Source organism: Streptomyces sp. NPDC051172 (genome assembly GCF_040682555.1).
Taxonomy (GTDB): Bacteria; Actinomycetota; Actinomycetes; order Streptomycetales; family Streptomycetaceae; genus Streptomyces.
In genome coordinates this window covers 1508-12643 of the sequence record NZ_JBFBBE010000189.1, presented here as the reverse complement: position 1 = coordinate 12643, position 11136 = coordinate 1508, and the positions used below count along the sequence as shown (strand labels likewise).

Below are 11136 nucleotides of genomic sequence, written 5' to 3'. Positions count from 1 at the left end.
GCCCCTGGACGGAAGGGGATGGGGCGGGCGGCCGGTGGCTCGGCGGCGACGGGGGGGGCGTCTCCGAGCCGGTCCCGCCCTTGCTCAGGGGGCGGGCGTCTTCGGCGCCACTACGCCGCCGTAGGAAAGCAGCGCGAGCAGGAACGCGGCGACCGCGACGACGAAGAGAAGCTGGGCGGCTACCTGCCTCCAACCGATGCGGGTTCGCCGCCGGCGCGGCGGCCCGGCCACCTCCTCAGAGGCCACACCCAAGCCGTCGAGGATCACAGGTCGGCCGGTTTCACGGCGAGTTCGGCCCAGCAGCGCTTGCCCCATGGGCGGCCTGCGGGGCCGAGCCGGTCGTAGCCCCACCGATCGCTCATGGCCTCGACGAGAACCAGCCCGCGCCCGCTCTGCTCCTCGTCCTCCGGGGTCCGCAGGTCAGGAAGCCTGTGGGGAGCGCGGTCGAGGACCGCCAGGCGCACGCGTTCGTCGCCAAGCCGGTCGACGGTGACCCGTACTGATGGGCCTGAGGCGTGACGTACCGCGTTGGAGACGAGTTCTGCCATCACTACGGCGGCCGCCTTGGTCATCTCTTCCGGAAGGCCCCATATGGCGCAGGCAGTGCGGACCAGGCCACGGGCCAGGGGCGCCGTCGCTTCGATGCGGGGGTGGGTTTCGCTGTAGCCGGGGTATCCCTTGGGGCGGGGCTTGGTCGCCGTCATCGTCATGGATCACGCCTTGGTCCGGGGGCGGGGGGATGGTCCGCCCCCGGCAGAGAAACAGGGGGCGTACCGCCGTCGCACAATTGCCCGAACTCCCTTTGCAGCGAGGGGCGTTGTGCTGTCACCAGTCAACGATCACTGTGTGACGTGGGACCATCACAGATGCGGCACCCGCATACGGATATGCGCTCAGCGGGTACGGGTAGGCGCGCGGTGCCGTGGAGACTCGTAGCTTGGGGGTAGGTCGTGGAGTTCCAGACAGGGCCGATCCGAGAGGCATCCCGGACCGGGGATTACGGGCGAGTGATCGAACTCGTCCGCATCGACCGGCGGATCACGCAGACCGCCTTGGGCCAAGCCCTGGGCATGAGCCAGTCCGCCGTGTCCCGTCTGGAGAAGAAGGGAACCTCGGCCTACAGCATCAATATTCTGGCGGCGGCTGCCGCGCACCTGGAGATCCCGCCGACATTCGTCGGGCTCGCCGACAGCCACCCCCAGACCCACGCGAAGGACGGGTCTGACGACGTGGACCGACGCCGCTTCCTCGGCGGGGCCGTGGCCGTGGCCGCAACCCCGGCTCTGGCCGCACTCCCCGACACAGCCGACACCACCGGCGGGCAGGCGGCAGCTCTCCGACTCAGCACATCCGCCTACAGACGGCTCGACGGCTCCACCCCCTCCCGGGACCTGGAAGAGTCCGTACGCGCCCACGTGCGCCTGATCCAGAGCATCACGCGCGACGCAAGCCCCGAGCAACGTCTCCACCTCGCGGCTGTCGGCAGCGAGGCGGCGAGTCTCGCCGGCTGGCTAGCGTGGGACATGGGCGACAACGGCAGCGCACGCACGTGGTACGGCTCCGCGATCAAGGCCGCCAAGGCGGCAGGCAACCCGCTGCTGACGGCCTACCAGACCGGCAGCCTGGCCCAGTTCGAGGCCCACGCGGGTAACGGCGTGCAGGCCCTGAACCTCGCAGCGAAGGCCCGCCGCGCGCTCGGCGACCGGCGTCCCGCCATCGCGGACGCATGGCTCTCCAGCGTCGAGGCTCTGGCGCATGCGGCTGCCGGAGACCGACGCCGTGCCGACCGGTCGCTGACATCGTCACGGGCCGCTGTCGCCACCCTGGACGGGCAAGAACCGCCTCCATGGCCATGGGTGTTCACCTTCACCGAAACGAAGGTCGCCGCCGCTCGAGTGGCCTGCGGCGCACGGCTCGGCCTCGCTGACTGGGTGCTCTCCGAGGACACCGAGGCGCTGGCCACCGGCCATGAAAAACAGCGCGCGCTGCTGGTGCTCGACATCGCCTCCGGTCATCTCGCCTCAGGACGCGTCGAGGCGGCGTTCGCTCTCGCCTCCCGCGCGCTGAACACCGGGCTCAAGTACCGGTCGGGACGGATCGTGGAACGGGCGCGCACAATGCGCCGTACCCTCACGACCAGCACACCACCCAAGGTGGTGCGGGACTTCGACGAGCAACTGCACGGCGTCTACTTGTGAGGAGATACAGAGTGCGGGTGGGGATCACGGGACACCGCGGACTGAGCGCCGAGGTCGAGGAACGGGTGCGGGCGATGCTCGACGAGGCGGTACGCGACTACGACGCCTCAGAGCTGGTCGGGGTCTCCTGCATCGCCGACGGTCCCGACTCCTGGTTCGCGGAGGCTGTCCTGATGCACGGCGGGCGCCTCGAAGTCGTCATTCCTGCCACCAAGTATCGCGACAGCCTTCCCGAGTGGCATCACGACACGTACGACCAGCTGATCCGACAGGCGTCTGACGTGCACGAAACCGGCATGACCGAGTCGACGTCCGAGGCTCACCAGGCGGGCAGCGAAATCCTCGTCGGGCTGGTCGATGAGCTGCTGGCCGTGTGGGACGGGAAGCCTGCGCGGGGGTATGGCGGGACGGCGGACGTGGTGGACTACGCCGAACGCAACGGGGTCCCTGTACGGGTGTTGTGGCCGGGGGGAGCCTCACGCTGAACGGCGTTATGGCAGCCCGACTCTGGGGACGGCCTGTGTACGCGGTGATCAGTAGTGTCGTGGCCAACAACCGTGCGCGGGTGCCGTGAAACTCCTACGCCGAAGTGAGCCCTCCCCAATCTCCTACGATCAGGTGCGGCAGCCCGGGCGCTGCCCGACCGCCTCCCCGTGATCTTGGACAGCCAAGAGCTCTCGCCCTGCGGGCGACGGAAGTTGGAGAACATCCAGTACGCGATCCGCCTCGCCGAGGCGTGAGAGGAGCCCCACGGTGTCCGAGGACCTGACCGCGGTCGCCCGTTTCCTGTACGAGGCGGGCACGCTGAAGAACACGGCTCGCACCGGATGGTGGATGGCCGGCGTGCAGCATCCCGAGTCAGTCGCCGAGCACTCTTGGCGCACCGCCCTCATCGCCACGATCATCGCGAAACTGGAGGGGGCCGACCCGGCCCGGGCCGCGTTCCTTGCCGTCTGGCACGACTCCCAGGAGAGCCGCACCGGGGACGTCAACCACCTGGGCAAGAAGTACAGCGGCGGCGAGGCCGACCCCCGCGATATCACCGCCGACCAAGTGGCCGGTATGCCCGAGCTCCTGGCCGAAGCCGTACGCGATCTGGTCGCCGAGTACGAGGCCAAGGAGTCCCCGGAAGCGGTCTGCGCGCGAGACGCCGACAAGCTGGAGTGCATGATCCAGGACATCGAATACCGGGACCGGGGCTATGCCAATGCTCAGCGGTGGATCGACAACAGCCGGCGGCGGATCGTCACCAAGACGGGCCGTGCGCTCGCTGACGCGGTCCTGGAGGCAGGTTCCCTGGATTGGCTGCGCGTGGCGCTCGGCGAGTGAAGACTCCGCATGACTGAACCCTCCCCCGCCCCCTCCGCGTGATCGACATGCTCACCTAGGATGGCGAACACCATCTCAGCGGCCCGACGGGCTTCCTGATCCGCTTGCGCGGCGGACATCGGAGGACATGCCCCCACCCGCACGAGCCTTCTTCGTGCTGCCTGGGGGCATTTTCTCGCTGTTCCGTGAGTCCGCGGCGTCCGTGGCCGGCCACCTCCTCGAAGGGTCGCTGGCGCTGCATCTGACCGAGAACTTCCGTCACCAGCATGACCGGAGCCCCGCACAGGCGGAGATACGGTCCTTGGAACGCAGCCTCCCCGCGCTCGACAACGCGCTCATCGAAGCCGGGCTCGACGACGTGGAGGTCATCGTCGAGTACAGCCTGCCCCTCACCAGCAAGCGCGCGGACGCCCTGCGCTCCGGTGCCCACCCGACAACCAACCAGCCGTCGTACGTCGTTGTCGAACTCAAGCAGTGGAGCCCGGCCTACCCATCGGAGGACGGGCCGCTGCTGTGTCGCATCGACGCATACGCGCGTGACGTCCACTCCGTAAGCGACAGCCGGGTCCGGTCGGCCGTAGCTACCGGGCCCGTCTCCCCGCTCTCCGGAGATTGGGACCCCGCTCCCCACATCCTGCCTGTGGTGCCGAAGACCGACGCAGAAGACCGGCCGCCGGTTAGGCTGTGCGGGCGATCACGCTGCACAAACATCGACGACCTCCCGAAAGGCGGTATCACCCCATGAGCAGCGCAGGCGGGGCGTCTCAGGCACCAGACCCCCGACTTGTACGCCTGGCCGGGCAGTCCCGCAACTTCGGCTTCCTGCTGCCGCATCTTCCGCTGCTCGTCGCGTACGGAACCGCCGCCGAGAGTCATGTCTTCAGCGACCCGAACACGTCCCTGATCAAATCCCGTCAGTTCGCAGAGGCAATGGCGGCCGACCTGGTCAGCCGCGGCCGGGTCCGGGTGGAGGGCAGCACCCAGTTCGACAGGTTGCGTGCTTTGGATAAGGAGGGCTACCTCCACGGCGACGTGGGCACCGCCTTCCATGAGGTGCGCACTCTCGGCAATGGAGCGACCCATGCGGGACTCGACAGCGCCGACGACGCCTTCCGGGCCCTGCGCACCTGCTTCCGGCTCGCGGTCTGGTACCACCGGCTGCTCACCGGCTCGCGCGAGCAGCTGCCGTTCGTGCCGCCCAGCCCCGACCGCACCCCGGCCGCTGAGAACGAGCGCCTGCTCCAGGACGTCGCCCAGGCCCGCAGGGATCTCGAAGAGGCCCGCCTCAGCTACCACGACCAGGCATCCCAGGCCCAGGCCGAGCAGGCCGCCCGGACCGCTGTCGAGCGCGAGCTGGCCCAGGCGCAGGCCGAGCGTGAAGAGCTGGCCCGTGCCGTCTCGGCAATGCAGGACCAGCTCAAGGAGTTCCAGGCTGCAGCCGAGGCCACGCGGATCGGCCGTAGGCGCGCCGACCGCACCGACCGGGCAGCCGCGTCGGCCGCCGTTGCCGAGCGTGCCCGTCTCCTCGACAACGCGGAGCAGGCCTCCCGCGAACCCCTCACCGAGGTACAGGTCCGCGAGCGGCTCGACGCGATGCTCAGGGCGGCTGGCTGGGACGTCCAGAACGGAGGCGCGAACCTCAACCTTCACGTCCAGGGGGACCGGCGAGGCAACGGCGTCGCCGTTCGCGAGGTCACCACTGCCAAGGGCCGCGCCGACTACGCCCTCTACGTCGACCGCAAGCTCGTCGGTGTCATCGAGGCCAAGCGCGAGGGCGCCGACCTGTCCGCCGCCGAGGCACAGGCCGACCGTTACGCCGACCATCTCACCGACGCCCAACAGCGCCTCAACGCCTGGCGTACCCCGCTTCCGTTCCGGTACGTGAGCGATGGCGGCGAGACTCGCTTCCGGTCTGTCCTCGACCCGGATTCCCGTACCCGCCGCATCTTCTCCTTCCACCAGCCGCGCACCCTCGCCCGCTGGATCCGCCAGGCCGAGGAGGACGAGCAGGCCCCCAGCTACCGGGCCCGGCTGCGCTGGCGCATGCCCGACCTCGACGAACGCCCGCTGCGCCCGGCGCAGGTCAAGGCGGTGCGCGGCGTGGAGGACTCGGTGGCACTTGGCAAGGGCCAGCACGGGATGGGGCAGTCCCGTTCCCTCGTCCAGATGGCCACCGGCGCCGGCAAGACGTTCACGGCCGTGACGTTCTCGTACCGGATGCTCAAGTACGCGCGCGCCGAGCGCGTCCTGTTCCTCGTCGACCGCAACAACCTCGGTGTGCAGGCCTTCGCCGAGTTCGAGAACTTCAAGACCCCCGACACCGACCGCAAGTTCGCCGACCTCTACAACGTCCAGCGCCTCGGCGCGGAGGGCATCTTCGCCTCCTCTAAGGTAGTCATCTCCACCGTCCAGCGCCTCTACATGGAGCTCACCGGTGCGAGCCTGCCGGGCAGCGACCGCGGCGACGGCGAGATCGACTACGACGTCGACGTGCCGGGCGGTATCGAGGTCGGTTACAACGCGGACATCCCCCCGGAGGCCTTCGACCTCATCGTCGTCGACGAGTGCCACCGCTCCATCTACGGCAAGTGGCGCTCCGTCCTCGAGTACTTCGACGCCCCCATCATCGGCCTCACCGCGACTCCCGTCGCCCAGACCTTCGGTTACTTCAACGGCAACCTGGTCAGCGAGTACTCCTACCAGGAGGCGGTGGCCGACCGGGTCAACGTTGACTTCTCCGTCTACGAGATCGAGACGCGGATAACGGCCGAGGGCGGCGTCATTGCGCACGGCACGATCCCGGTCCGTGACCGCCGGACACGCCGCCAGCGTTACGAGGACATCGACGAGGACATCGAGTACGGCGCCAGCCAGGTCGGTGTCGGCGTTATCAGCAAGGATCAGCTCCGTACGGTCGTCCAGACCTTCCGCGACCGCCTGTTCACGGAGATCTTCCCCGAGCGGGCGAAGCACGATCCGGCCACGGGCGCGCTGCGGTGGGACGAGATGTACGTGCCCAAGACACTGGTCTTCGCCAAGAACGACAATCACGCCGAGGAGATCGTCGAGGTTATCCGCGACGTCTTCGGCAGGGGCAACGCCTTCTGCGCGAAGATCACCAGCGCGGCCCGCAACGCCTCCGAGCGCCTGGCCGCCTTTCGTAACCTCCCCGAGCTGCGCATCGCGGTCACCGTCGACATGATCGCCACGGGCACGGACGTCAAGCCCCTGGAGTGCCTGCTGTTCCTCAGGGACGTCAAGAGCTGGGCGTACTTCGAGCAGATGAAGGGCCGCGGCGCCCGGACCCTGTCCCTCACGGACTTCGAGAAGGTCACCCCCGGCGTCGGTCCCAAGACCCGATTCGTGATCGTCGACGCGGTGGGTGTGACGAAGAAACCGAAGGTCGACGCGGCACCGCTGGAACGCCACACCGACAAACAGATCAGCCTGGAGAAGCTGCTGCGCAAGACCGCCGCGAACACCATCGAGGAGGAAGAGGTTTCCACCCTCGCGGCCCGCCTCGCCAAGCTCGACATCCAGATGACTGACGAGGAGCGCGTCGAGGTCCAGCGCCTGAGTGGCGGACTGGAACTGACGAAGATCGTTCACGGGATGGTCGACGCCGTCTCGGCGGACCGGCAGCTCGAAGCCAGGGAGGCCGCCGAGCGCGCCGGCCGCGACCCCGAGCGCGCGGTACGCGACCTCATCGAGCAGGCCGTCCAACCCCTCGCCGCCACGCCCCCGCTGCGCGCCCGCCTCCTCGAGATGCGGCGCGCGAAGGACATCCTGTACGACGAGAACGGAGCCGACGAGCTTCTCCGCGCGGGGGCCGCGGTCGACGACAAGGACGCGGCGGCGGAGACGGTCCGTGACTGGCGCCGGTACATCGCGGAGAACCGCGACGAGATCGCGGCGATGTCCGTCGCGTTCAGCGCCAGCTCCGACGTGCCGCCGGGCGTCGCCATGGACCGACTCTACGACGTAGCCCGCAGCATCGCGCGCCCGCCGCGCGCCTGGACCCCGGACAGACTGTGGAAGGCGTACGAAAAGCTCGGCGAGGCGGTGACTGACGGAGCCACGCGCAAGCACACGGCCTCCGATCTGCTCTCCCTGCTGCGTTACGAACTCGCGGGCGGCGCCGCGCAGGGCGCCCCGGCACCACGCCCTTACGAAGAGCTGGTGCGCGAGCGCTACCAGGCCTGGATCGCCCGCCAGGAACAGCAGGGCGCACGATTCACCGAACGTCAACGCTGGTGGCTCGACCGTATCGCCGCGGCCACAGCCGAGCGTGTACGCTTCGACACCGCGGACCTCGATTACGCCCCTTTCACCTCGCGCAACGGAACGGACGGATTCCTCGCGGAATTCGGGGGGACACGGGCGGAACACATCATCAATGAGCTGGACAGGGAGCTGAGCGCGTGACGACCGACTCGGGCGTGGGGCCGGAGGGTCCGGGCTCCGGGGAATTGCCGGTGGGCTGGGGTCGAGCGACGCTTGGAGAGCTGGGCGAGTGGTTCGGGGGCGGAACGCCGTCGAAGAAGAACCCGGAGTTTTGGACTGACGGCACGATCCCGTGGCTTTCTCCGAAGGACATGGGAGAGCCTGTCCTCTCCGGCACTCAGGACCTCATCAACGAATCCGCTCTAGACGCCTCTCCGGTCAAGTTGCTCCCCGCTGGTGCGGTCGCGATCGTGGTCCGCTCCGGAATCCTTGAGCGTAAAGTTCCCGTTGCGTACGTCCCGTTCAAGGTGACTCTGAATCAGGACATGAAGGCCGTCGTTCCATACGAGGGGATTGACGGTAGGTGGCTGGCCTTCATCATCGCCTCGCAGGAGCAGCGCATCCTCGCGGACTGCCGGAAAAGCGGTACGACTGTTGCGTCGCTTGAGGTGTCACACCTGATGGAACTGGAGATCCCAGTGCCACCCCTCGCCGAACAGCGCCGCATCGTCGCCAGGCTGGACGAGCAGCTGGTGTACATCGAGGCGGGAGAAGGGGCTCTCAGCGTCGCGGGCGCAAAAGGGGAGCGTCTTCTTCAGGTCGCCCTTCACGATACTCTGCGTGGAAAACTCGTTCCCGAAGACCTTTCCGAGGGAGATGCGCGGCTTCTCGTGCCGGACTCTGTCGCCCTGGACAAGGGGCCTTGGGATATCCCCGATGGATGGCGATGGGCAACAATAGGGAACCTTTTTAAGGTCGCTGTTGGATCAACTCCTTCGCGCGATAATTCGGCCTACTGGGGTGGCGATGTCCCCTGGGTGAGCAGTGGCGAGGTGTCATTCGCTCGCATTTCGTCCACGAGAGAGTCAATTACGATTGATTCGATCGCCAATCCCGAGGCTCGGATTCATCCGGCAGGAACTGTGATGATTGCGATGATTGGTGAAGGGCGGACGCGAGGGCAGGCTGCAATCCTCGATATTCCTGCAGCACACAACCAGAACTGCGCATCGATCCGCGTCTCGGAAACCGAGATCCTGCCCGAGTTTGTATACTACTTTCTTATGGCTCGCTATAAGGAAACGCGCAGGGAGGCCTCAGGCGGTAATCAGCCAGCTCTCAATAAAGGGAAGATTCAGAACCTCGAAATTCCCATTCCGCCAGTCGGTACGCAGCGCAATATAGTCGCTCGCGTGCAGGAACTAGAAGATGATCTGCGGGGACTGCGAGAGGCGGTGGCTGACGGCTGGGCGATGGCTTCGAAGCTCCGTGGTGCTCTCCTCCACGCAGCCGTTACTGGAGCCCTGATGCCCCAGGACCCAGACGACGAACCCGCGTCCGTCCTCCTCGACCGGATCCGCGCTCAGCGGGCCGCCGTTGTCAAGCAGTCGCGGCGTACGCGTGTGTCCCGCACGACCTCCCCGGACGCCCCCCAGACCTCCGGCCGACCGGTCCCGGCCGGCACCCAAGAGGTACTTCCCCTGTGAGCACCGTCATGAGCAGCAGCACAGACACACCGGTCCCTGAGGATTCCGCCGAGGCGGCCTCTGCGGCACAGGACACGCCCCCCGCCCCGCGTGCGGCGGAACCGAGGACCAAGGCCGCCCCCGCAGCCCCGGCGCCCACCTCCACCCTCGTCAACCGCCTCTGGTCGTACTGCGAACTGCTGCGCCACTCCGGCGTCTCCACCCTCGACTACGTCGAGCAGCTCACATATCTCCTCTTCCTCAAAATGGCTGACGAGCGAGCCAGCCGCCCGGCGGCCTTCCGGCGCAACGCCCCCGAGAAGCCTCTCGTCCCCGAGGGCCGGGACTGGAAGAGCCTGACGACCCGGTCCGCCGAAGCGCTGCTCGATCACTACGAGTTCATCCTCAAGGACCTGGGCCAGCGCGGCGGCACCATGCTCGGGGAGGTCTTCACCAAGGCGCAAAACAAGATCCACGAACCGGCCGTCCTCGACCGCCTGATCAAGGACCTGATCGACCCATACACCTGGACCACCGAGAACCAGGACCTCAAGGGCGACGCCTACGAAGGCCTCCTCCAGCGCGGTGCAGAGGACCGTAAGACCGGCGCCGGCCAGTACTTCACGCCCCGCCCGCTCATCGACGCAATGGTCGACTGCGTCCAGCCGAAGCCCGGCGAGAGCATCACCGACCCGGCCTGCGGCACCGGTGGTTTCCTCATCGCCGCGCATGCCCACCTCGTCCAGCACTACGAGGACCAGCTGTACGGCGACAGAGGACGCGCCCTCCAGACCGGCGCGATCACCGGTTACGAACTCGTCCGCGAGACCGGCCGCCTGGCCCTGATGAACATGCTGCTGCACGGTATCGGAAGCTCCGAGGCCAAGCCGCTCATCACTTTCCAGGACTCCCTGGCCCGCCCCCCGAAGCGGCACTACGACATCGTGCTCGCCAACCCGCCCTTCGGCGTCGGCTCGGTGACTGGTGAGTCGTACACCTCCCGCACCGACTTCTGGGCGCCGACTACGAACAAGCAGCTCAACTTCGTCCAGCACATCTACAACCTGCTGAAGACCAACGGCCGAGCCGCCCTCGTCCTCCCCGACAACGTCCTTTTCGAAGGCGGCGCTGGGGAATCCATCCGCAGGAACCTCCTCAACCTCTGCGACGTCCACACCCTGCTGCGCCTGCCCACCGGCATCTTCTACGCCAACGGCGTCAAGGCCAACGTCCTGTTCTTCGACAAGACCGGCCAGCGCACCGGAGGCCGCCCGGGTACGCGCCAGCTCTGGGTCTATGACTTCCGGACGGACCAGCGCTTCACCCTGAAGCAGCGCCAGTTGGGCCGACAGCACCTCGATGGCTTTGTCGCCGCGTACCACTCCGGGGGTACGGACTTCAGCAAGCGCACACCGAGTGACCGCTTCCGCGCGTACGACTACGACGAGCTGATCGCCAGGGACAAGGTCAACCTCGACCTCACGGTGCTCAAATCCGACGCCGCCGCGACCAAGGAGTACGCGTCGCCGGACGTGATCGCCCAGGAGATCGTCGACGAACTCGAAGTGGCGCTGGCCCAGTTCACGGCCGTGGCCCGCGCCTTGAAGAAGGACGTACCGCCGTCGGCCGACGGCAAGTAGCCCCAGACGGCGGGCCGGTGGGTGGTGTTGTAGCACCCCGCCCCCCACCGCGCCGCAGCC

The 11136-nt window shown here is 67.6% G+C and carries 9 protein-coding genes; 7 read left to right on the top strand and 2 right to left on the bottom strand.

Features of this window, described 5'->3' with window-relative positions; all coding sequences use genetic code 11:
* Positions 1 to 84: 84 nt before the first annotated feature.
* Both AB0N07_RS47560 and AB0N07_RS47555 read right to left on the bottom strand, forming a co-directional pair.
* Positions 85 to 252: a hypothetical protein gene (locus AB0N07_RS47560; RefSeq protein ID WP_365846694.1), complete on the bottom strand. Its 168-nt coding sequence runs from the start codon at positions 250 to 252 to the stop codon at positions 85 to 87.
* A gap of 11 nt (positions 253 to 263) precedes the next feature.
* Positions 264 to 710 carry an ATP-binding protein gene (locus tag AB0N07_RS47555; protein ID WP_365846692.1) on the bottom strand — a complete coding sequence of 149 codons (447 nt, stop codon included), beginning with the start codon at positions 708 to 710 and terminating at the stop codon, positions 264 to 266.
* A gap of 297 nt (positions 711 to 1007) precedes the next feature.
* On the opposite strand from AB0N07_RS47555, the gene AB0N07_RS47550 reads away from it, so the two are divergent.
* The 7 genes from AB0N07_RS47550 (at position 1008) to AB0N07_RS47520 (ending at position 11076) form a co-directional block, all read left to right on the top strand.
* Positions 1008 to 2198 (top strand): helix-turn-helix transcriptional regulator, encoded by a 1191-nt coding sequence (locus AB0N07_RS47550; RefSeq protein ID WP_365846690.1) that lies wholly within the window; start codon positions 1008 to 1010, stop codon positions 2196 to 2198.
* A gap of 11 nt (positions 2199 to 2209) precedes the next feature.
* Complete coding sequence (locus AB0N07_RS47545; protein ID WP_365846688.1) at positions 2210 to 2683, top strand: hypothetical protein; 474 nt, start codon at positions 2210 to 2212, stop codon at positions 2681 to 2683.
* 268 nt (positions 2684 to 2951) lie between these two features.
* Positions 2952 to 3527, top strand: coding sequence for an HD domain-containing protein (locus AB0N07_RS47540; RefSeq protein WP_365846686.1), 576 nt, complete (start codon positions 2952 to 2954; stop codon positions 3525 to 3527).
* Between the two features lie 127 nt (positions 3528 to 3654).
* Entirely contained in the window at positions 3655 to 4272 is a 618-nt protein-coding gene (locus AB0N07_RS47535; RefSeq protein WP_365846684.1) for a hypothetical protein, read from the top strand.
* Positions 4269 to 7952, top strand: a complete 3684-nt coding sequence (locus tag AB0N07_RS47530) for a DEAD/DEAH box helicase family protein (RefSeq protein WP_365846682.1) — start codon at positions 4269 to 4271, stop codon at positions 7950 to 7952. The genes AB0N07_RS47535 and AB0N07_RS47530 overlap by 4 nt, the downstream gene beginning before the upstream one ends.
* Positions 7949 to 9457 carry a restriction endonuclease subunit S gene (locus tag AB0N07_RS47525; protein ID WP_365846680.1) on the top strand — a complete coding sequence of 503 codons (1509 nt, stop codon included), beginning with the start codon at positions 7949 to 7951 and terminating at the stop codon, positions 9455 to 9457. The genes AB0N07_RS47530 and AB0N07_RS47525 overlap by 4 nt, the downstream gene beginning before the upstream one ends.
* A gap of 8 nt (positions 9458 to 9465) precedes the next feature.
* Complete coding sequence (locus AB0N07_RS47520; protein WP_365846678.1) at positions 9466 to 11076, top strand: class I SAM-dependent DNA methyltransferase; 1611 nt, start codon at positions 9466 to 9468, stop codon at positions 11074 to 11076.
* Positions 11077 to 11136: the final 60 nt, after the last annotated feature.

What these genes read in the sequence shown, in the direction of transcription:
- AB0N07_RS47555 (WP_365846692.1), bottom strand. Translation starts at nt 710, where the DNA reads ATGACGATGACGGCGACCAAGCCCCGCCCCAAGGGATACCCCGGCTAC.
- AB0N07_RS47535 (WP_365846684.1), top strand. Translation starts at nt 3,655, where the DNA reads ATGCCCCCACCCGCACGAGCCTTCTTCGTGCTGCCTGGGGGCATTTTC.
- AB0N07_RS47530 (WP_365846682.1), top strand. Translation starts at nt 4,269, where the DNA reads ATGAGCAGCGCAGGCGGGGCGTCTCAGGCACCAGACCCCCGACTTGTA.
- AB0N07_RS47520 (WP_365846678.1), top strand. Translation starts at nt 9,466, where the DNA reads ATGAGCAGCAGCACAGACACACCGGTCCCTGAGGATTCCGCCGAGGCG.